Origin of the sequence: Vibrio rotiferianus, from assembly GCF_002214395.1 — a bacterium.
GTDB classification, from domain to species: Bacteria; Pseudomonadota; Gammaproteobacteria; order Enterobacterales; family Vibrionaceae; genus Vibrio; species Vibrio rotiferianus.
Genome location: NZ_CP018312.1, coordinates 2,437,694 through 2,459,019 on the forward strand (window position 1 = coordinate 2,437,694; position 21,326 = coordinate 2,459,019).

16 protein-coding genes are annotated in these 21,326 nt (G+C 45.0%); 5 read left to right on the top strand and 11 right to left on the bottom strand.

The window, feature by feature from the left end; translation table 11 throughout:
- Positions 1–138: 138 nt before the first annotated feature.
- Positions 139–4,035 carry a phosphoribosylformylglycinamidine synthase gene (purL, locus tag BSZ04_RS20430; protein WP_088881258.1) on the bottom strand — a complete coding sequence of 1,299 codons (3,897 nt, stop codon included), beginning with the start codon at positions 4,033–4,035 and terminating at the stop codon, positions 139–141.
- A gap of 314 nt (positions 4,036–4,349) precedes the next feature.
- Between purL and mltF the strand changes: the two genes are divergently transcribed.
- A complete protein-coding gene (mltF, locus tag BSZ04_RS20435; protein WP_088881259.1) occupies positions 4,350–5,954 on the top strand; it encodes a membrane-bound lytic murein transglycosylase MltF in 1,605 nt (534 codons plus the stop codon).
- 287 nt (positions 5,955–6,241) lie between these two features.
- Positions 6,242–6,376, top strand: a complete 135-nt coding sequence (locus BSZ04_RS25390) for a hypothetical protein (RefSeq protein ID WP_010446281.1) — start codon at positions 6,242–6,244, stop codon at positions 6,374–6,376.
- 82 nt (positions 6,377–6,458) lie between these two features.
- Here BSZ04_RS25390 and tadA read toward each other — a convergent pair whose 3' ends face one another.
- The 6 genes from tadA to BSZ04_RS20470 all read right to left on the bottom strand — a co-directional run bounded on the left by tadA (position 6,459) and on the right by BSZ04_RS20470 (position 12,324).
- On the bottom strand, positions 6,459–6,992 hold the full coding sequence (tadA, locus tag BSZ04_RS20445) for a tRNA adenosine(34) deaminase TadA (RefSeq protein ID WP_029560930.1): 534 nt from the start codon (positions 6,990–6,992) through the stop codon (positions 6,459–6,461).
- A 621-nt stretch (positions 6,993–7,613) separates the two neighbouring features.
- A complete protein-coding gene (locus tag BSZ04_RS20450) occupies positions 7,614–9,173 on the bottom strand; it encodes an AbgT family transporter (RefSeq protein ID WP_010446276.1) in 1,560 nt (519 codons plus the stop codon).
- Between the two features lie 294 nt (positions 9,174–9,467).
- Entirely contained in the window at positions 9,468–9,875 is a 408-nt protein-coding gene (locus BSZ04_RS20455) for a type IV pilus modification PilV family protein (protein ID WP_088881260.1), read from the bottom strand.
- Entirely contained in the window at positions 9,865–11,157 is a 1,293-nt protein-coding gene (locus BSZ04_RS20460) for a hypothetical protein (protein WP_088881261.1), read from the bottom strand. Before BSZ04_RS20460 ends, BSZ04_RS20455 begins: the two co-directional genes overlap by 11 nt.
- Positions 11,154–11,798 (bottom strand): PilW family protein, encoded by a 645-nt coding sequence (locus BSZ04_RS20465; RefSeq protein ID WP_151899071.1) that lies wholly within the window; start codon positions 11,796–11,798, stop codon positions 11,154–11,156. Before BSZ04_RS20465 ends, BSZ04_RS20460 begins: the two co-directional genes overlap by 4 nt.
- Positions 11,799–11,811: 13 nt before the next feature.
- Positions 11,812–12,324: a GspH/FimT family pseudopilin gene (locus BSZ04_RS20470; RefSeq protein ID WP_088881263.1), complete on the bottom strand. Its 513-nt coding sequence runs from the start codon at positions 12,322–12,324 to the stop codon at positions 11,812–11,814.
- Between the two features lie 102 nt (positions 12,325–12,426).
- Between BSZ04_RS20470 and BSZ04_RS20475 the strand changes: the two genes are divergently transcribed.
- Entirely contained in the window at positions 12,427–12,849 is a 423-nt protein-coding gene (locus tag BSZ04_RS20475) for a type IV pilin protein (protein WP_088881264.1), read from the top strand.
- Positions 12,850–12,934: 85 nt separating this feature from the next.
- Here the strand turns inward: BSZ04_RS20475 and dnaJ are convergent, their stop codons facing one another.
- The 4 genes from dnaJ to grpE form a co-directional block, all read right to left on the bottom strand.
- Entirely contained in the window at positions 12,935–14,083 is a 1,149-nt protein-coding gene (gene dnaJ, locus BSZ04_RS20480) for a molecular chaperone DnaJ (RefSeq protein WP_088881265.1), read from the bottom strand.
- Between the two features lie 201 nt (positions 14,084–14,284).
- Complete coding sequence (gene dnaK, locus BSZ04_RS20485) at positions 14,285–16,201, bottom strand: molecular chaperone DnaK (protein WP_038886307.1); 1,917 nt, start codon at positions 16,199–16,201, stop codon at positions 14,285–14,287.
- Between the two features lie 301 nt (positions 16,202–16,502).
- Entirely contained in the window at positions 16,503–17,777 is a 1,275-nt protein-coding gene (locus tag BSZ04_RS20495) for a dicarboxylate/amino acid:cation symporter (RefSeq protein WP_010446260.1), read from the bottom strand.
- Between the two features lie 421 nt (positions 17,778–18,198).
- Complete coding sequence (gene grpE / locus BSZ04_RS20500; protein ID WP_005447652.1) at positions 18,199–18,795, bottom strand: nucleotide exchange factor GrpE; 597 nt, start codon at positions 18,793–18,795, stop codon at positions 18,199–18,201.
- Positions 18,796–18,940: 145 nt separating this feature from the next.
- Between grpE and nadK the strand changes: the two genes are divergently transcribed.
- Positions 18,941–19,825, top strand: a complete 885-nt coding sequence (gene nadK / locus BSZ04_RS20505; protein ID WP_005447653.1) for an NAD(+) kinase — start codon at positions 18,941–18,943, stop codon at positions 19,823–19,825.
- Between the two features lie 247 nt (positions 19,826–20,072).
- Complete coding sequence (locus BSZ04_RS20510) at positions 20,073–21,254, top strand: DUF3103 domain-containing protein (protein WP_010446252.1); 1,182 nt, start codon at positions 20,073–20,075, stop codon at positions 21,252–21,254.
- The last annotated feature ends 72 nt before the right edge of the window (positions 21,255–21,326 follow it).

Sequence of the window (21,326 nt, forward strand, 5' to 3'; positions counted from 1 at the left end):
TAGGAAATGACGCCGCTGTTCTTTCTCGAAGCGAGGCGTTCCATCGGACGAGATCCATTCTCGATTCCCTTAAATAAAAAAGCGCCAGTCTTTCAACCAGCGCTTTATTCTTTTCGTTAACCTTGGACTACGTCGTAATTAGCCGATGTTCTTGCGTGCGTTTTGGAACATACGCATCCAAGCACCATTCTCGCCCCAACCTTCTGGAGACCATGAATTCGCTACTGTGCGGAATACACGCTCAGGGTGCGGCATCATGATAGTCACACGGCCATCTTGAGTCGTTAGACCTGTGATTGCGTTTGGCGAACCGTTCGGGTTGTTCGGGTATTGCTGAGTTGGGTTACCGTGGTTATCAACGTAACGAACTGCAACCGTGCCTGACGCTTCAATCGCCGCTAGGTGTTCAGCATCACGTACTTCTACGCGACCTTCACCGTGAGAAACCGCGATTGGCATACGCGAGCCTTCCATACCATCGAAGAATACAGAGTCAGACTTTTGTACTTCAACTAGGCTAAAGCGAGCTTCAAAACGCTCAGATTCGTTACGAACAAAGCGTGGCCATAGGTCTGCACCCGGAATTAGCTCTTTCAGGTTCGATAGCATCTGACAGCCGTTACACACACCTAGAGAGAACGTATCTTCACGCTTAAAGAAGCCTTCAAACTGGTTGCGAGCTTGTTCATTGAACAGGATAGACTTAGCCCAACCTTCACCGGCGCCTAGAACGTCACCGTAAGAGAAGCCACCACACGCCACTAGGCCTTGGAACTCTTCCAGTACAGCTTGACCCGTTAGGATGTCGCTCATGTGAATATCCGTTGCTTCAAAGCCAGCACGGTCAAAGGCTGCAGCCATCTCTACATGAGAGTTAACGCCCTGCTCACGCAGAATTGCCATCTTAGGCTTAGCGCCTTTCGCGATATATGGCGCTGCGATGTCTTCATTTACATCGAAGCTTAGCTTAACGTTTAGGCCTGGGTCAGAGTTGTCTTTCTTCGCTTCATGCTCTTGGTCCGCACATGCAGGGTTATCACGTAGACCTTGCATCTTGTGCGTTGTCTCTGCCCAGATAGTACGTAGTTCAGTACGGCTACGCTCAAGAACTACAGTCTCACCAGAAGTAATCACTAACTCATCAGATGCTTCTACAGAGCCGATTACGTGTGAACACGCTTCTAGGCCGTTTGCTGCTAGCGTTGAAAGTACAGCGTCTAGGTCATCGTTCTTAACCTGAAGTACTGCGCCTAGCTCTTCGTTAAATAGTGCTGCTAGAGTATCTTCGCCAAGGTCAGCAATGTCAGCTTTCACACCACAGTGACCCGCGAATGCCATCTCAGCAAGAGTAACGAATAGACCGCCATCACCTTTATCGTGGTAAGCCACTACTTGGTCATTCGCTACTAGAGTTTGAACGCCTTCGTAGAAACCTTTTAGCTGTGCTGCGTTATCTACGTCTGCTGGCTTATCACCAAGCTGCTTGTAAACCTGTGCTAGCGCTGTTGCGCCTAGACGGTTTTGACCGTTACCTAGGTCGATAAGAACTAGTGACGTGTCACCTTTGTCTGTACGTAGTTGCGGCGTGATTGTCTTACGCACATCTTCAACACGAGCAAACGCAGTGATGATCAGAGACAGCGGAGACGTTACTTCTTTCTGCTCGCCATTCTCTTCCCACTTAGTCTTCATCGACATTGAGTCTTTACCCACTGGGATAGTTAGACCAAGTGCAGGACATAGCTCTTCACCTACCGCTTTCACCGCTTCGTAAAGACCTGCATCTTCACCTGGGTGACCCGCTGGAGACATCCAGTTTGCAGACAGTTTGATGTGCTTGATATCACCGATGTTTGTCGCTGAGATGTTAGTGATTGCTTCACCAACCGCTAGACGAGCCGATGCACCGAAATCTAGTAGAGCAACTGGTGTACGCTCACCCATAGACATCGCTTCACCATGGTAAGTGTCGTAGCTTGCTGCTGTTACTGCGCAGTTAGCTACTGGTACCTGCCATGGGCCAACCATTTGGTCACGTGCAACAAGACCAGTTACCGTGCGGTCACCGATAGTGATAAGGAATGTTTTTTCTGCAACCGTTGGAAGACGTAGAACGCGATCCACAGCTTCGTTTAGCTCGATACCGTCACGGTTAACCGCTGGGTTGTTGGCTTTAAGCGTTTTTGCATCACGGTGCATCTTAGGCGTCTTACCAAGAAGCACATCCATTGGCATATCGATTGGTGTATTGTCGAAGTGTGAATCTTCTAGTTTCAATTCACGCTCTTCTGTTGCGATACCAACAACAGCATACGGTGCGCGCTCACGCTTACAGATAGCATCAAATACTTCCATATTCTCTGGCGCAACTGCCATTACGTAACGCTCTTGCGATTCGTTACACCAGATCTCAAGTGGGCTCATGCCCGGCTCATCGTTTGGTACATCACGTAGCTGGAAGATACCGCCACGTTCGCCGTCGTCTACAAGCTCTGGAAGTGCGTTAGAGATACCACCTGCGCCCACATCGTGGATAAATGCGATTGGGTTCTGTTCGCCAAGCTGCCAACAACGGTCGATCACTTCCTGACAGCGACGCTCCATCTCTGGGTTTTCACGCTGTACAGAAGCAAAATCTAGGTCTTCTGCAGATTGGCCAGATGCCATTGAAGAAGCAGCACCACCGCCAAGGCCGATGTTCATTGCAGGACCACCAAGAACGATTAGACTTGCGCCGACTGGGATCTCTTTCTTCTGAACATGCTCATCACGGATGTTGCCCATACCACCAGCAATCATGATTGGCTTGTGGTAACCACGAACCTCTTCACCGGCGTGAGAATTCACTTTTTCTTCGTAAGTACGGAAGTAACCAAGTAAGTTTGGACGACCAAATTCGTTGTTGAACGCCGCGCCACCAAGTGGGCCTTCTAGCATGATATCTAGTGCGTTAACAATGCGACCTGGCTTACCGAAATCTGTTTCCCATGGCTGTTCAAAACCAGGAATACGCAAGTTAGATGTAGTGAAACCAACAAGACCTGCTTTTGGCTTACCACCAATACCAGTTGCGCCTTCATCACGGATTTCACCACCAGAACCAGTAGAAGCGCCCGGCCAAGGAGAGATAGCTGTTGGGTGGTTGTGCGTTTCCACCTTCATTAGGATGTGCGCTTTCTCTTGGTTGTAACCGTACTGGCGAGTTTCTGGGTTCGGGAAGAAACGACCAACATCGGAACCCACCATTACCGCTGCGTTATCTTTGTAGGCAGATAGAACATTTTCTGGCGTGGCTTCAAATGTGTTTTTGATCATCTTGAACAGAGACTTCTCTTGCTTCACGCCGTCGATAGTCCAATCTGCATTAAAGATCTTGTGACGACAGTGCTCTGAGTTCGCCTGTGCAAACATCATCAGTTCGATATCGGTTGGGTTACGGTCTAGCTTGTTTACGAACGCATCGTATAGGTATTCGATCTCATCATCAGCAAGAGCAAGACCTAGGGTAACGTTTGCGTTTTCAAGCGCAGCACGGCCACCAACAAGTAGGTCAACGTCAGCCACTGGTGCTGGCTCTGCCACTTGGAAAAGTGCCGCTGCTGATTCGAAATCAGTAAAGATAACTTCCATCATGCGATCGTGAAGAATCGCTTTCAGCTCAACAAGTTGAAGCTCAGAAAGATCAGATGATGTTTCAATATAGTAAGCAGTACCGCGTTCTAGGCGAACCACTTTAGCTAGGCCACAATTATTCGCGATGTCGGTAGACTTAGAAGACCAAGGAGAAATCGTACCTGGACGAGGAGTCGCAAGCAGCAGAAGTCCTTCTGGCGCATGCTCTTCAATTGTTGGACCGTAAGTCAGGAGTTTCTCTAGTTTCTCAACTTCTTGATCATCTAGATCTGCTGATAGCTCAGCAAAGTGAGCAAACTCTGCGTAAATACCTGTGACAGGTAAGCCTAGTTCACGACAAAGCTCTAGAAGCTTGTTAACACGAAATTCAGATAGAGCTGGGGAGCCACGAAAAATTCTCATGTGCTTAGGTCTCTTATGCAATTGGTTAAGGTCTATTGACCTGAGGTGATATTGGAATAAATTCAGTGGGTTAGACTGTTTTACTTCGAACTTATGCCGATTCCACCTCTTGGTTGCGAGCGCATTATATAGCAATTGTTTTTGTGATGTAACACCAAAAGCAACCGTTTGCGTCATTTTTTTTGTCAAATTAGAGTTACAGCCGAAATGTCGATAAAACACACAATGTCGCACTCTATCTGTCTGATTCACTTTGCCCAACTTGCACGCTTTGATATAAAGGCAACTAGAATTTATCGAGACGTACCAAATTAATGCAAATAAGTCAGTTCAACCGATTCAAGCGCAGCGCCCTACTTTTCGCCTCTGTGCTTCTACTTTCTGCCTGCCAGATTGAATCGGAGCCTAAAAGTGAGTTTGAGCTAATCCAAGAACGTGGTGTTCTGCGAGTTGGCACTCTCAACAACCAACTTTCCTATTACATTGGTCCTGATGGCCCTGCTGGCCTGGATTACGAACTGGCGCGCAAGTTTGCTGAACAGTTAGGTGTTAAGTTGGAAATCAAACCTGCTTTCCGACAAGCTGAGTTATTCCCTGCCCTGAAAAAAGGTGATATCGATATCATCGCGACAGGTTTAAACCAAACCTCTCAAGCGGTACAACGCTTCCGCCCTGGCCCTGCTTATTACTACGTCAGTCAACAAGTAGTGTATAAGAAAGGTCAACTGCGCCCACGCGATATTGACCAGCTAATCAGCTATCAAGAATCTAAAGATGACAAAGCGGAAGATAAAGAAGCCAATGCCGGTGCAGAAACGCTACAAATCGTTGAACAATCACAATTCGTTCCAACATTAACTACGCTACAAAAAGAGTACCCTGAGCTTCAATTTGAAATTGTTGGTGATGCGGATACTCGCGATCTATTAAAACAAGTATCTACAGGTGAACTCCGGTTTACCGTGACTGATTCGGTAGAGTTATCTTTAGCTCAGCGACTTTATCCTGACCTTGCACAAGCCTTTGAGTTAACAGAAGACCAGCCAGTGTCTTGGTTTACACGCCGATCTGAAGATGAAAGCTTATACGCAATGTTGATCGAGTTCTTTGGCGGCATCAAACAGTCTGGTGAACTAGCAACATTAGAAGAGAAGTACATTGGTCATATTGAAGCGTTTGATTATGTAGATACTCGAGCCTTTATTCGAGCACTGGACAACACCTTGCCCAAATGGGCACCACTGTTCCAGAAATACAGTGAAGAGTTTGATTGGCGCTTAATTGCCGCGTTAGCTTACCAAGAGTCACATTGGAAACCGGCTGCAAAATCACCAACAGGTGTGCGAGGCATGATGATGTTAACACTGCCGACAGCAAAAAGTGTTGGCGTAACTAACCGCCTTGATCCTGAACAGTCAGTACGTGGTGGTGTTGAGTATCTACGCCGTATCGTGGCCCGCGTACCAGATTCAATCAATGAGCATGAGAAGATTTGGTTTGCATTAGCATCGTATAATGTCGGTTATGGTCACATGATGGATGCTCGAAGATTAACGAAGGCACAAGGTGGCGATCCAAATTCATGGGCAGATGTGAAAGAGCGTCTACCGTTGCTGCGTCAGAAGCGTTTCTACAGCCAAACTCGTTACGGTTATGCTCGTGGCGATGAGGCACGTAACTACGTTGAGAATATTCGTCGTTACTACCAATCGATCATTGGCCACGTGAGCCAAAAACCTGCGATTGATGAAGATACCGACGACCTACAAGTAATACCACCGCTCAATCCTGATTTGCTAATTTCAGGAGCGGTAGAGACACTCGCTGAACAAGTTTCAGGCGCGGTTGAAGCCACATCAAATACTGAAGGGAGTTCACTTCAAGGGACAGAGCAAACGCCTGCTCAAAAAGCAGAATAATCCCTTCGAAAATAGCGAGCACTCAGCTCGCTATTTTTTTATTGAGTCAACAGATAAAGTTATCTAGAATCCAGTCTTTCGGGCTTATCTAGCTTGTGATTCTATTTGGTGTCATACCAATAACTGGCTCGCATGATAGAGATGCTCTTTTAGTCACCTCTCCTCGAACTGATGCCACCTTCCTCCGTAAGCGTGCTTCATCAGAATGTCATCGATTGATAATAAATCAGACGCTTTGCGGTGCGAGTGTCGGAGAGTGTGTTCGTTGCCTGCAAGAGGTTCTGAATATGAGAAAACGCAGAGTGCAGTCAAAACGTTTGAATAAGACAGTGGCTGCAAACCGCCGTAAGCGCAAGCTTACAACAATGAAGAAAAAAGTCAGTGCACGTAACCGTGTATTTGTTCACCTAGTGAACCACTGAAACTTGAAGCAAACATCTACTTCTGAGTAGGTGTTTGCTAAAAAACTTCTAGGCGAAAAGAACTCATTCCCTCCCTCTCAACCTACTTTTCTTTATTTTCCTGCTCGTTCTCCAACGCTTTCTGCGCTTCCTTCTTGGCTTTAATTTCTTTACGGCGACGCTTAAAGAACGCTTGTAGCTGAGAGCGACATTCATCCTCTAATAATCCGCTTTCCACCGTCGCGTAATGATACGCCGCTTGGCTTTCGAATAAGTTCAATACCGTCCCTGCCGCACCTGCTTTTAAGTCTGGAGCACCATAGACAACACGCTTGACTCGGCTGTGTAATAACGCACCTGCGCACATTGGGCAAGGTTCTAAAGTGACATACAGAGTGGTATCAAGAAGCCTGTAGTTACTCAAGGCTTCGCCGGCTTTGCGCAGTGTCTGGATCTCCGCATGCGCCGTTGCATCATGAGCACAAATAGAACGGTTCCAGCCTTCAGCAATAATCTCTCCGTCTTTTACCAGAACAGCGCCCACCGGCACTTCCCCTTCAGCTTCTGCTTGCTCGGCAAGCTCCATCGCACGGCGCATAAATAGTTCGTCTTGAGGGGAAAACTGAGAATCTGACAAAAGGAAGCTCCGGAATTTGGGATAGATCGTGATTGAAAGTGGATTTTAACCTTCAAAGAGGGGAAGTGGAAGCGGGATGATTTTACCTGTTAGGGTACAAATACCGTGATTCAAAGCAGTTTGATCGTCACCTTCAAGAGCGAGGTACAAGCAAATTGAGGCGCTCTTCACGAGAGATTCCCGACAACGCTCCTGCGTCGCTTTCGGGAATGACGTTGAATAAATACAGAACAGTCTTCTCGTCATCCTCAAGAGCGAGGTACGAGCAAATTGAGGCGCTCTTCAGTTGCATGATTAACGAGAGATTCCCGACAACACTCCTACGTCGCTTTCGGGAATGACGTTGAATAAACACAGGACTGTCTTCTCGTCATCCTCAAGAGCGAGGTACGAGCGAGTTGGGGATCTCTTTATTTTGTGTCCCGAAGGGCAAAGTCCGTTCCCGCCTCCCAAAACAAAAAAGCGCCAGTCTCTCGACCAGCGCTTTCGAATTACCAATACCTAAATAGTTGGTGTTGTAGCTAGGCAACAAGCAAGTTCAGCCCTATGAGCATAGAGGCTCTATGTGATTAGGGTGAACTTGCGCAGTTAACAACGCTACAGCGCCAAATATGACGGTATTTACATTGTGTAAGTGTATGGCGCTTGGATACCTAGAGGAATGCCTAGCATCCAGTAAACCACTAAGAAGATAGACCAGCCGATTAGCATTGCAATCGAGAATGGCATCATTAGCGATGCTAGTGTACCGATACCTGTCGACTTCACGTAACGTTGACAGTAAACCACGACTAGAGGGAAGAATACCATCAGAGGTGAAATGATGTTCGATACAGAGTCACCTACGCGGTAAGCCGCCTGAGATAGCTCAGGAGAGATACCCACAGCCATTAGCATAGGAACTAGGATTGGACCAATAAGAGCCCATTTCGCTGATGCAGAACCGATTAGAAGGTTTACAGAAGCTGTTAGAAGAATCATACCGATGATAGTTGCTTCACCAGGTAGGTTCATTGCTTTCAGACCTTCCGCACCGTAAAGCGCTAGCATCGTACCGATGTTTGATTGCGCGAATGCAGATAGGAACTGTGCACAGAAGAACGACATTACGATGTATGCGCCCATAGTAGACATAGTATCCGCCATCGCTTTGATGATGTCGTTACTTGTCTTGAACGTGCCAGAAACGCGACCGTAAACGTAACCCGGAATGATAAACAGGATGAAAATCAACGGAACGATAGACTTCATGATTGGCGCAGAGAACGCAGTGATCTCACCTTCAGGTGAACGCAGTGCAGAGTTTTCTGGGATAAGCGCCACAACAAGAAGTGCGATACCCGCCATCATAGCCCAACCTGCGTAACGGAACGCTTTAGACTCAAGCTCCGTGAAAGAACCTAGATCTGGTGCTTTCTCTGCGTCTTCGTCGATTGGAGTGTTCTTTAGACGTGGCTCGATGATTTTCTCAGTTACGTACCAACCGATAGCAACAATGATTACTGAAGATAGACCAGTAAAGAAGATGTTCGCTAGAGGGTTAACCACGTACTCAGGATCTAGAACCTGTGCAGCTGTTTGCGTGAAACCAGCCAATAGAGGATCGATACCTGAAGGGATGAAGTTTGCAGAGAAACCACCTGATACACCTGCAAACGCTGCCGCGATACCCGCTAGAGGGTGACGACCAGCCGCGTGGAAGATGATACCACCAAGAGGAATAACTAGAACGTAGCCCGCATCCGCCGCAGTGTGCGATACGATTGCTACAAGAATTAGCATTGGAGTAAGAAGTTTAGCTGGCGTGAAGTTCAGCATCTTCTTAAGACCAGTGGTGATGAAGCCAGAAGAATCGGCAACACCTACACCCAACATCGCTACAAGAACGATACCAAGTGGTGCAAAGCCAGTGAACGTTGTCACCATGTTAGCAAGGAAACTTGCTAGTGCTTCGCCTGTTAGAAGGTTAGTGATTGTGAGAGCTTCGCCAGTTCGAGGGTTTAGAAGGTCGAAAGAAACATTCGACAAAAGTGCAGACGCAGCCCAAGTAATGATTAGTGCCCAGAAGAACAAAATCGCAGGATCAGGAATTTTGTTACCTGCTCGCTCGATAAAGTTCAGGAAGCGATCCATACCGCTCGGCTTCGGTGACGGTGCCTTATTTACAGCTTGGTTACTCATGGTAACTCCATATGAATGATGTTGGTGCCATGGCCTATTTGAATAATTATAACGGCCTATTTTCAACCGAGCATTCTATTAAATAGCAAATCAGAAAGCACAAGGTTCTGGCATTTTTTCCATATTTGGAGACATATTTTGCAAAATTACCATATCAATTAAACATAATAAAAACAGTTACACTCCAGCAAAAACAACAACAGCACAACGTTTTGTTAACCGAGAAAAATTAAGATAAAAACCAGACATAACAAGCAATTTAAGCATTCGAAGCACTGATAATTCAATGTCAACTCAGTCAAATTCACTATAACGCGAAATCATTGTTTGCAATTCAACACCTTGTGTATCTCCTGCCCTATCAAGCCAAGTTGCCTCAACCTTTACTACTTTTAAATTCGCAATAGGTGCAGGAAGTAGCTCCCATTGAACTGTATATGCGCCATTGGTTGAGTTACCTGCGATGATATCTGCATCAAAATCAGCCACCACAATGTCAGAAGAAGCAGAAGAGGCACCGCGAGTTCGAAACCACTCAAGCTTCTCTTCTGCAAGCTGTAAAGCCTCTAAACTGTTTAGCGCGTATTCTGACTCCTTCTCCATGTATACCTGAAGCTTTATTAAGCTCAAAACTCCACCAGCAATCAACATCACAGAGAAAAGGACTTCCAACATACCCACACCACGCTGATTAAAAATCATGCCAAGACCCTTTAAGCCATCGAGCAGTGGTTGGGAAGGAAAATGAGTTAATTACGTCTGCGTTAAATGCCAACCGCAATGAGTTATCGAATAAAGCCATCTGACCATCTGAATCGAATATTTGCCCACCAGAAAGAGAAAACGAGCCACGCTGAAAATACGTCGCTAACAGTGGGGAGACTGAACTAGAGTTTCCATACAACTTGTCAATATAGGTCGAGAAGTTCGCATTCAAGTATGGTTTGATTTTTTTCAGCCCATTCCATTGCTCGATTGTAGGCCTATAATCGTGGTTCAGATGAAACAACATCCCTTTAATGGTTCCACTCCCATTGATGCCTAATACACCGTTGTTTACCAAGATGAACAAGTTCATTTTACTATTTTTGTTCTGAAGGCTTTTCAACTTAGTCAGTTGCGTATCGGTGATTTGGCATGAACCATCAATCCAAACTTTATATGGCTTGTTCTCTTTTAGTTTTCCAACAAATTTACTCACGCAATCAACATCACTGCCCCCTTTCATCTCAATAGGTATAAAGCCGTGCTTTTTACTATCCCTGACTGATTGCCAGTTACTTTTTTCCGTTCCAAAAAAGTCATAAAAAGGGTCTAAATCCGTCTTCTGTTGAATATCTAATTTAATTGACTCTCTCTGATACACCCCGTTTGGGTTCTGCCAGATTCCAGAATAAGATGAGGTTTGAGTTTGGTAGTTACTGCCACAACTTTTGGACTGATCGAAACCAGCAGCAGGAGAAGGGATACCACCACCGATACCTTGGTTCGTAATCCCAGATGCAATAAAACGCCTTTTCACAACAATACCAAGGCATTCATAGTAGTCGCTTTGATTATATTTACCGGGATCAGGAGGGGCTAATAATGCAGAACCATGGGAGATCAGATCCGCTGTCGAACGAATGGCACCAGATCCACCTCCCCCCAAAAACTGAATCTTTTTGGAGACCTTCGCATAACCAGTTTTCGCAACGAGAATATCAGGGTCTAAAGTAGATGCTTTGAGTTCACTTATAGGGTAAGAATTGCATATAGATAGTAGATTAGCGGGTATGTAATTTAAGTTAGAGGTAACAATGTGTGTGTACCCACACTCCAACGCACCTTCCGCTTGCCAATACTCCTTGCGGGCTTCAACTTGATTTTTTGCTTGTTTTATCTGGAAAAACAAAGCCTTGTAACTACCTAATATCACTATAAGGGCAGCAACTAAAAGTAAGCTAGTAATAAGAAGAGTAGTCGCTCCTTTATTCTGTTTCATTCCTGCCAGTTCCTTTGTTTAATGGTGAAGTTCTTCATCGTTTCTACATTCGAATTTAAAGCTAATTCAGTCCCGACACGAACCGATAAGAAGGTACTAGATACTCCACTGTTCTCTACCTTGCTTTCCTTAACGTGAAACTGATTCACATGGACCGTATTTGGAGCAAACAAGTTGTAGCACGCTCCTCCCACCTTATTTGAAAAGTCTTGAGCATCGGTCACGTCCATAACCCGATTCACAAGCTCTTTTTCACAAACGTAAAACGAATTAGGTCTGCTACTTGTTCGCTGATATACAACATTGTTGTAAACAGGAACCCCTCCCGAAACATCAGATAAGTAAGCGTAAGCGACTAATGTTCTTGTTGCGCTGCTTACTGCAAATACAGTACTCAGCGCACCAGATAGTTTAATCGACTTCCCCTGTCCCCCATCAAAGCCAGCTCTTTGAATATCCGCTCTCATCATTTGAACAACACTTGCCGTATTTTGTAATAGAACCAACTCTTGGGTTCTCTGCATAGCCGTTTTCTGTGCATGAATAAAGACCGACGTTATCGTGCCTATAGTGATCACTCCGAGTGATGAAGCGATAAGGAACTCGAGAAGGCTATTACCAGTCTGCTTATTGAACATCATCAGCTTCCCCGAATTAGCAAGCAACGTAACCGAAAAACTGCTTGGTTGGATGGTTACTACATACCCTAAACCTCGCAGAACGATTAAATGACAAGACTTTTAACTCTTTGCTTGAGTCTTCAATTGGATGAAACCGTATGTGTCCATTTGTGGGACGGCCATGAATACTATCGAATGAAATTTGTTGTGATGGATATTGGGGAGTTATGGTCAAGCCAGTGTATGGTTTCCCAGAAAAGGTCGCTAAAATCGTTCCCATGTAAGGTGTATTGTTATCCGTCAGCTCTATTTTCCAATCACCCTGACTATTGCTCGCCCCTGACATAATGATATGAGCCCAAAGTCGCTGTCTTCTTAGTACTGATTCAGACTTTGCTTGTATAACAAAGCCATGAAGTTCTCTCGCTAGCCTCTGCATCTTGTTCGCTTGCAGAACCCCATTAAAGTTGGGGACTGCTATTGCTAACAGCAAACACAAGATAAATACCGAAGCAATCAGTTCCAATAAAGTAAAGCCGCGATGCATTTCCCAAAATCCAGTGAAAGAACTAAATGTTCAAAATTCATTCTTGAACCGATGCTAGCAGCTCACAAAAATAGGGGGAAATGAGAGAAGGAACTACTCGTAATGATTCGTACAAATATCTGTAACAGCTACAAAATTAGATTAAAGGGCATGACATTGGTCGAACTACTCATCGCAATAGGTATCATGGGAGCCTTAACTGCTATTGCATCCCCCATATTCACAAACCATGTGCTGAAATCTCATCGAACAACCGCCATAAGCGATATCACTCGCATACAGTTAGAGCTCGAGGCAAGCTATAACGGTAACTATGATTGGAGCAGGATCATTTCTGGCGGGAAGTGCACTATTTGCGACTCTGATAAGTTTACATTCTCTGTCGTCAGTTCAGCAGTGGTGGCTTACACCATCACTGCTACCGCGAAATTAGGACAAGATAAAGATCGCTGCTTTCCTCAAGGCGTAAAGAAAATCACACTGACTTCAACCAACATAGAATCACCAAGCGCTTGCTGGAACTAAAACGCTTTTCTCCTAAAGTGGATTAACAGACACAAAAAAGCCTGCATCACTGCAGGCTTTTTATTGGATTCAACGAACCGAGCTATTAGCTAGTTAGATCATCAAAGAACTTCTTCACACCGTTGAAGAAACCTTCCGATTTTGGCTTGTGCTTAGTTGCAGCATCGCCACCACAAGACTCATCAAACTCTTTCAACAGTTCTTTTTGACGAGAACTTAGGTTAACTGGTGTCTCAACCACTAGCTTAACGATTAGGTCACCCACACCACCGCCACGAACGCCTTTCACACCTTTACCACGCATACGGAACATACGGCCTGTTTGCGTTTCTGTTGGTACTTTAAGGTTCACACGGCCATCTAGTGTCGGAACTTCAACTTCACCACCTAGTGCTGCCATCGCAAAGCTTACAGGCACTTCACAGTACAGGTTGTTGCCTTCACGCTCAAAGATATGGTGCTCTCTTACGTGAACTTGTACGTACAAGTCACCTGCCGGTGCACCCATTTCTCCTGCTTCACCTTCGCCAGACAGACGAATGCGATCGCCAGTATCAACACCAGCTGGGATCTTAACGTTAAGTGTCTTAGTTTTTTGCTTGCGACCTTGACCATGACATTCGTTACATGGGTCTTTGATGATCTTGCCTTTACCGTGACAGGTAGGGCAGGTCTGTTGTACTGCGAAGAAGCCTTGACGCATCTGAACTTGACCGTGGCCATGACAGGTACCACACGTTTCTGCTGAAGAGCCTTTCTTCGCACCGCTGCCATCACAAGTATCACAGTGAACAAGCGTAGGTACTTCGATTTCTTTTGATACGCCACGAACGGCTTCTTCTAGCGACAGTTCCATGTTGTAACGTAGGTCTGCGCCACGTTGTGCGCGTTGCTGACCGCCACCACGACGACCGCCACCAAAGATATCACCAAAAACATCACCAAAGATGTCGCCGAAATCAGCACTACCACCACCAAAACCGCCGCCGCCGAAGCCGCCACCGCCTTGTTCAAAAGCAGCATGGCCGTACTGATCGTAAGCCGCTTTCTTTTGAGGGTCAGTTAGAATTTCGTACGCTTCTTTTACTTCTTTAAACTTGTCCGCAGCAGACTCATCACCCTGGTTACGGTCTGGGTGGAATTTCATCGCTAGACGCTTGTACGCCTTTTTGATATCGCGCTCAGAGGCATCACGGCCTACGCCTAATACTTCGTAAAAATCACGTTTTGACATGTTCTTCGTCACCAATTAATTACTGCAAACGGCATTATTTACCGCTTGGTGTTTGTATCGTTCTAGGTAAGTGCACTCATTGCAACATACTTAACTAGAAAGACAGCTTTGACAAACAGACGGGCGTAAGAGTTACCCCAAACGCCCGCACACAAAAGTCTTATCGACTCTAGGCGACCATAAGTCGCCTAGTTAGAAATATTATTTCTTGTCGTCTTTAACTTCTTCGAACTCAGCATCAACTACGTCGTCTTCTTTAGACTGTTGAGCATCAGCGTCAGCACCTTGTGCTTGTTGCGCTTGAGCTTGTTGTTGAGCGATTTCCATTAGCTTTTGAGCTGCCGTCATTAGCGCTTGAACTTTAGCGTCGATCGCTTCTTTGTCATCGCCTTTACGTGCAGTTTCTAGCTCAGAGATAGCTGCTTCAATCTTCTCTTTCTCTTCAGCAGGTAGTGCTTCACCAGCTTCTTCTACTTGCTTGCGAGTACCGTGAATCATTTGGTCAGCTTGGTTACGTGCAGTTGCTAGCTCTTCGAACTTTTTGTCCGCTTCTTTGTTAGCTTCTGCTTCTTGAACCATTTTCTCGATGTCGTCATCGCTTAGACCGCCAGAAGCTTGGATAGTGATCTTCTGCTCTTTACCAGTCTGCTTGTCTTTCGCCGAAACGTGTAGGATACCATCCGCATCTAGGTCGAAAGTAACTTCGATTTGTGGCATACCACGTGGTGCAGCTTGGATACCTTCTAGGTTGAATTGACCTAGAGATTTGTTGAAAGACGCTTGCTTACGCTCACCTTGAAGAACGTGGATAGTTACCGCGCTCTGGTTGTCTTCTGCTGTAGAGAAAACTTGGTTCGCTTTAGTTGGGATAGTCGTGTTTTTCTCAACTAGCTTAGTCATTACGCCGCCCATTGTCTCGATACCTAGAGACAGTGGAGTAACGTCTAGTAGAAGTACGTCTTTAACGTCACCAGCAAGTACACCACCTTGAACTGCAGCACCCATTGCTACTGCTTCATCAGGGTTTACATCGCGGCGAGCTTCTTTACCGAAGAACTCAGCAACTTTCGCTTGAACCATAGGCATACGAGTCTGACCACCAACTAGGATTACGTCAGTGATGTCGTTTACAGATAGGTCAGCGTCAGCTAGAGCAACTTTTAGTGGTTCAAGAGAACGTTGTACTAGGTCTTCAACTAGAGATTCTAGTTTCGCACGAGTCACTTTCACGTTCATGTGCTTAGGACCAGTCGCGTCTGCAGTCACGTAAGGTAGGTTTACGTCAGTTTGAGAAGTAGAAGAAAGCTCGATCTTCGCTTTTTCTGCTGCTTCTTTAACACGTTGCATCGCTAGTGGGTCGTTCTTAAGGTTGATACCTTGCTCTTTGTTGAACTCGTCTACTAGGTAGTTGATTAGGCGCGTGTCAAAGTCTTCACCACCAAGGTGAGTGTCACCGTTAGTTGCTAGAACTTCGAAAGTTTTCTCGCCTTCAACTTCATCGATTTCGATGATAGAGATATCGAATGTACCACCACCAAGGTCGTATACCGCGATAGTGCGGTCGCCGCCTGACTTGTCTAGACCGTATGCTAGTGCAGCCGCTGTTGGTTCGTTGATGATACGTTTAACTTCTAGACCTGCGATACGGCCAGCGTCTTTTGTAGCTTGACGTTGAGCATCGTTAAAGTAAGCAGGAACTGTGATAACTGCGCCAGTTACTTCTTCACCTAGGAAGTCTTCAGCAGTTTTCTTCATTTTCTTCAGGATTTCAGCTGAAACTTGAGGAGCAGCCATTTTTTGGCCTTGCGCTTCTACCCAAGCATCACCGTTGTCAGCTTTAACGATCTTGTAAGGCATGATTTCGATGTCACGCTGAACTTCTTCATCTTCAAAGCGACGACCAATTAGACGCTTAATTGCAAATAGCGTGTTAGTTGGGTTTGTTACTGCTTGACGTTTAGCAGGTTGGCCTACTAGCGTTTCGCCGTCTGTGTATGCAACAACAGATGCGGTTGTACGCTCGCCTTCTGCGTTTTCAATTACGCGTGGCTTGTCACCGTCTAGAACAGCAACACAAGAGTTAGTAGTACCTAAGTCAATACCAATGATTTTACCCATCAGGCTATCTCCGAATAAATTCTATTTTCGTTTTGCTATATCCCCTATGTGGGGACGTAGAATCGGGTTTCAACCCTTGCTCACAAACAAAAATAATGTTGTTTGCTTCTCTTATGCCCAATAGATAAGGGCTGCAAATGGCTTTTCAAGGGAGGGAGCAAAAAAAATTGAAAAAAGTTGCGCAAAAGAAGAGATACGAGCGCAACTCTGCCCCCTTCGACTCTTCAATCTCGATTTTCATTTCTATAAAAGAAAAAGCGAGGCATATAGCCTCGCTTTTCAACTAAGAGTGTATTGCAAATTATGCGCTTGCTTGTGCTGGCTCTGCGTCTACCACTTCTTCTTTACCAATCTCACCTTCAGACTTCGCAACAATGGTGTTTACTGCTGTATCACCAACCACGTTAGATGAAGTACAGAACATATCATTGATACGGTCTACGGCTGCGATGATTGCAAGACCTTCTGGCGGAAGACCTAGTTGGTGCAATAGAACACCTACCATCACTACGCCGCCGCCCGGAACACCACCCGCACCGATAGACAGTAGCAAGATAGTTAGACCAAGAGTAAAGATATCAGCAGTGTTGATTGGCTGACCAAACGCGTTTGCGACAAACATCGTTGCTAGTGCGATGTAGATAGAAACACCAGACATGTTCATTGTTGCGCCCAGTGGTACACCGAAACCAGCTACCGATTTAGATACTTTAAGCTTCTCAGTCAGCGTACGCATTGTTACTGGAATGGTCGCGTTAGAGCTTGCCGTCGATAGCGAGAATAGGATCTGCTCTCGAGTTGCACGTAGGAAAGTTTTTGGTGAAGTGCCCGTCGCAATACCTACTGCCATTGGGTAGAAGAAGAAAATCCAGAACACTAGCATTGCAACAACAAGTGCTACGTAGCCAGCAACAGACATCAGTGTGTTTGCATCCAGTGTTGCACCTAGTTGAATCATCAGAGCAAATACACCGTAAGGCGCAAGGCTCATTACTAGACCAACCAGCTTCATCATGATTTCATTCGCCATCTTGAACGTACGAATAGCTGGACCACCACGTGAGTCAAGAGCTTGAATAGCAAGACCTGTCAGGATTGCCATAAAGATGATTTGTAACATGTCGCCATTTGCAAACGCTTGTACTGGGTTGCTTGGAACAATGTTTACCACTAACGAGAAAATGTCAGGAGTTTCTGTTGTTGTTAGTTTAACGGTCTCTGAAATCGTACCCGCTAGATTCGCATCTGCACCCGGTTGGAAAATAAGACCAACGGTGAGTGCCGCAGTAATCGCGATGATGGTGTTGATAATGTATAGAGCAAAGGTTTTACCACCAAGACGACCAAAAGCAGTGATGTCTTTCAGGTCAACGATACCGCATACGATAGATACGTAAACAAGAGGTACTACTAACAGCTTAATCAATGATACAAACATACCACCAGCGCCTTCTGCTGCGCCAAGTAAATAAGTATCAAAGAGAGCAACGCCACTAAAAAGATACTGAATTGCAGTACCGATCAGAAGACCCGCAAACAAGCCGATAAAAATCTTGCTAGAAAGCGATTTATCCATCATAAATCTCCAAAATGTTGTGTTTGCTATTTATACTTTTGTAGTTACATCTGCTGGTTTTTACGGCAGACCTCGCGAATAATACACACCACAGTTACAAAATAAAGACTTTCTTTACGAGATTGTTAATAAATAACATTAAAAGTAAATCGCTAGATCTACATTCATATTCAGAATTAAATTTTGATTGCGAGTGATAACAGGAACTTATAGACACACCCATTCCATAAGTAAGCAAGATAAAGAAAGGATATCCCTTATTGGAAAAATTTTTACCAATAAGAAAAAATTTGAAGGGGATCAAATTTCATTTTGCGCACATATTCAGAGAGATGAATATGTTGATGGTAATGTTTGAAACAAAAACGCCCGCTATTGAATGGCGGGCGTTTTAATATATTTATATCAATGATTTAGTTGATTACTTAGCAACCATAACCATTGCAGGACGAACAACTCGACCGTTTAGCTCGTAGCCTTTTTGCATCACAAACATAACTGTGTTTGATTCGTGATCTGGGCTTTCTTGAATAGACATCGCTTGGTGGAATTCAGGGTTGAATGCTTCACCTTCTGGGTTGATCTCTTTCAAACCAAATTTCGATACTGCATCTACAAACGTCTTGTGTGTTAGCTCAACACCTTCAAGAATTGGCTTAACCACTTCGTGCTCTGCATCTGCAGCTTGGATCGCACGCTCAAGGTTATCGATAACTGGAAGTAGTTCTTCAGCGAATTTGTTCAGAGCGTACTTACGAGCTTTATCGATTTCTTGCTCAGTACGACGACGCATGTTTTCTACTTCAGCTTTAGAGCGAAGAACCGCATCTTGCTGATCTTTCACTTTTGTTTCGCTAGACAGTAGTGCTGCTTCTAGTTGAGCAATCTTAGCGTCTTTCTCATCACCAATTTCTTCAAGTTCTGCTTCAGCTTCTTGCGCTGCGGCTTCTACTTTCTCAGCTTCTTCGATGATTTGATCAAGCTCTTCTTCTGTAACTTTGTTTTCTTCGTTGCTCATGATATCTCCAGAATTCAACTTAATGTCCTTAAAGCCACTCACGTTTTGTGGGCTTTAACCACATAAAAATTCGCATATTTAGGTAACTTGCCATTATTATGGGGATGAAGATTCCTGATTCAAGCCTCTTTAATGCGGAAATGCTATGAAAAACCCATGTAACGTGATCGCGATTATCGGAAAACCACGAGATCAGCAGGCAATTCAAACTCATAGAGAGTTATACGAATGGCTGACATCTGAAGGTTACCAAGTATTTATCGATGATCGCCTTGCTGCAATTTTAGACGAAATCCCGCAAAGCCAGTTTGCTAGCCTCGTAGAGCTAGGTAAAAACGCCGATCTCGCTATCGTTGTTGGCGGTGATGGCAACATGCTGGGTGCCGCTCGCATTCTATCTCGTTTCGATGTTGCTGTGATTGGTGTCAACCGAGGTAACTTGGGTTTCCTGACGGATCTAAATCCTGACGATTTCAAAGAAGCATTAAAAGCCGTATTAAAAGGCGAATATATAGAAGAAGAGCGTTTCTTATTGGAAGCGGAGATCCATCGTCATGGTCAAATCAAGAGCCATAACGCGGCATTGAATGAAGCAGTGCTCCACCCAGGACAAGTGGCGCACATGATTGAGTTTGAAGTTTATATTGATGACAGCTTTGCGTTTTCGCTGCGTGCCGATGGTTTAATCGTCTCTACTCCAACAGGCTCTACGGCTTACTCTCTGTCAGGTGGTGGACCTATCTTGTCACCAAGCTTAAACGCAATTTCTCTGGTACCAATGTTCCCGCACACATTGTCTAGCCGCCCATTAGTTGTCGATGGCAAGCGTCGTATTAAACTGGTCGTATCCCCAGAAAACCGTGGCACTCAGGAGGTAAGTTGTGACGGACAAGTTTCACTACCTGTCTCTCCTGGTGATGAAATACACATCTACCAGAGTCCGAATGTGCTCAAGCTGATCCATCCGAAGGACTACAGCTACTATCACGTATTAAGAAACAAACTTGGGTGGTCGAGCAAACTGTTCTAAACAAAATAAAAAAGGTTGATGTTCTATCAACCTTTTTTATTTTTCAGAGAACAAACTATCAACACCAAAACCATTCATCACAACAATCACTCACCCTACACACGTTACTAAAACAATAGAAAATTTGAAGCTCTGGGCAAAAACCACACGATTTTATAAAAGAAAATAGCTCATATGCCACAGAGTGATATTCTGGCAGTGAATAGAGCAATAGCTCTAACATGCAATAATCAAAGAAGGACAAGCTATGAAAAAAACAATAATTCTGTCTGTTCTAAGTACATTAGCGATCGTTGGCTGCCAATCTGATGAGAACCAAGTGACAAGTATCTCAAACGATAAAGCGCAAGATATCAGTAATACCAAACGAGCGTTAGCTCTAGAACTTAGCCAAAACTACGCAGCATTAGAACCCATGTTGCGCAAGGACATTACAGCACAACAAACCAACATTCCTGTTTCAAAGTTCATTGAACAAAACCCGACTTCTCCAATGAGTAAGCAACTGGTTCAAGCTGACGAGCAAATAAGAAACTGGAAGGGCGTATCTGAGTACTCAAGTGAGTTACTTGAAGTACGTTTAGCTAACGATGCCATGTTACCTACTTGGCAAGCGGGTGATATGAGTCCGCTATTTGCTTATGAACCTAGTGGTGATGATGAGCAGTGGCAATACATCGAAGCATTTGATGTATATGGGAACATTCACGAGTTAAATGTCTATGAACTACCTGACGTGCCTGTATTAGTGATTGACAACAACAGTACCGCAGAGCTAAAAGCAGGCCTTCAAGCAATGCAAGCTGAAATGCAAAAGCTTGGTCAAGCAGCCATGATTCAACCATATGCAGAAGGGAAAGTGCTACAAAGCAAGGCACAACCGGAAGCCTCAGACACACAACCAATCCAAACCACTCAACTCAAAAAAATTCGTTTAGCAGATGATCAGGAACCGTGGATTTCAGGCAAAGCTGAAATTTATGCTTTGGTAACTGGCGTCAACCCAACACGAGATGAACCAACGCTAGACTTAGTTGAGATGCCATATTTGGATTACGACAACAAAGACTACTATCCGAACCAAATCATCATTCACTGGTCTCGTTACCGTTGGGGCGCAGCAGACATTGTTCTGATGGAGCAAGATGACGGAACGGATTACAAACAGTTGGCAAAATTGCTCGTTCAAGTAGCTGAAGAAGTATTAAAGGCAATTCCAGATCCAGAGGTACAGGCATATGCCATCATTCCTCAGATCACCAACAAGATCATTGATGCGATTCCTGATGGGGTTCTGACCAATGATGACGATTTCGTTGATGTTTACTACACCCTGATGCAAGACACATCTTACGTCGACCATCCTGGTGCGGGAGTCAATGCAGTTGTCACATTAGAACCGCTTACCATTAACCCAACTCGTCCGTAACTTGTTCAATTTAAATAGGTCGTTGCATTTCGCGCGGCCTATTTTTCCTCTCTCCATCACAAAAAGCCGCTT

Excerpts from the sequence above, each read along its gene's own strand:
- grpE (WP_005447652.1), bottom strand. The coding sequence starts at position 18,795 with ATGAGCAACGAAGAAAACAAAGTTACAGAAGAAGAGCTTGATCAAATC.
- BSZ04_RS20495 (WP_010446260.1), bottom strand. The coding sequence starts at position 17,777 with ATGGATAAATCGCTTTCTAGCAAGATTTTTATCGGCTTGTTTGCGGGT.
- BSZ04_RS25390 (WP_010446281.1), top strand. The coding sequence starts at position 6,242 with ATGAGAAAACGCAGAGTGCAGTCAAAACGTTTGAATAAGACAGTGGCT.
- BSZ04_RS20455 (WP_088881260.1), bottom strand. The coding sequence starts at position 9,875 with ATGATTTTTAATCAGCGTGGTGTGGGTATGTTGGAAGTCCTTTTCTCT.
- dnaJ (WP_088881265.1), bottom strand. The coding sequence starts at position 14,083 with ATGTCAAAACGTGATTTTTACGAAGTATTAGGCGTAGGCCGTGATGCC.
- BSZ04_RS20450 (WP_010446276.1), bottom strand. The coding sequence starts at position 9,173 with ATGAGTAACCAAGCTGTAAATAAGGCACCGTCACCGAAGCCGAGCGGT.
- purL (WP_088881258.1), bottom strand. The coding sequence starts at position 4,035 with ATGAGAATTTTTCGTGGCTCCCCAGCTCTATCTGAATTTCGTGTTAAC.
- BSZ04_RS20510 (WP_010446252.1), top strand. The coding sequence starts at position 20,073 with ATGAAAAAAACAATAATTCTGTCTGTTCTAAGTACATTAGCGATCGTT.
- BSZ04_RS20475 (WP_088881264.1), top strand. The coding sequence starts at position 12,427 with ATGATTCGTACAAATATCTGTAACAGCTACAAAATTAGATTAAAGGGC.
- BSZ04_RS20470 (WP_088881263.1), bottom strand. The coding sequence starts at position 12,324 with ATGCATCGCGGCTTTACTTTATTGGAACTGATTGCTTCGGTATTTATC.
- dnaK (WP_038886307.1), bottom strand. The coding sequence starts at position 16,201 with ATGGGTAAAATCATTGGTATTGACTTAGGTACTACTAACTCTTGTGTT.
- nadK (WP_005447653.1), top strand. The coding sequence starts at position 18,941 with ATGAAAAACCCATGTAACGTGATCGCGATTATCGGAAAACCACGAGAT.
- BSZ04_RS20460 (WP_088881261.1), bottom strand. The coding sequence starts at position 11,157 with ATGAAACAGAATAAAGGAGCGACTACTCTTCTTATTACTAGCTTACTT.
- BSZ04_RS20465 (WP_151899071.1), bottom strand. The coding sequence starts at position 11,798 with ATGATGTTCAATAAGCAGACTGGTAATAGCCTTCTCGAGTTCCTTATC.
- mltF (WP_088881259.1), top strand. The coding sequence starts at position 4,350 with ATGCAAATAAGTCAGTTCAACCGATTCAAGCGCAGCGCCCTACTTTTC.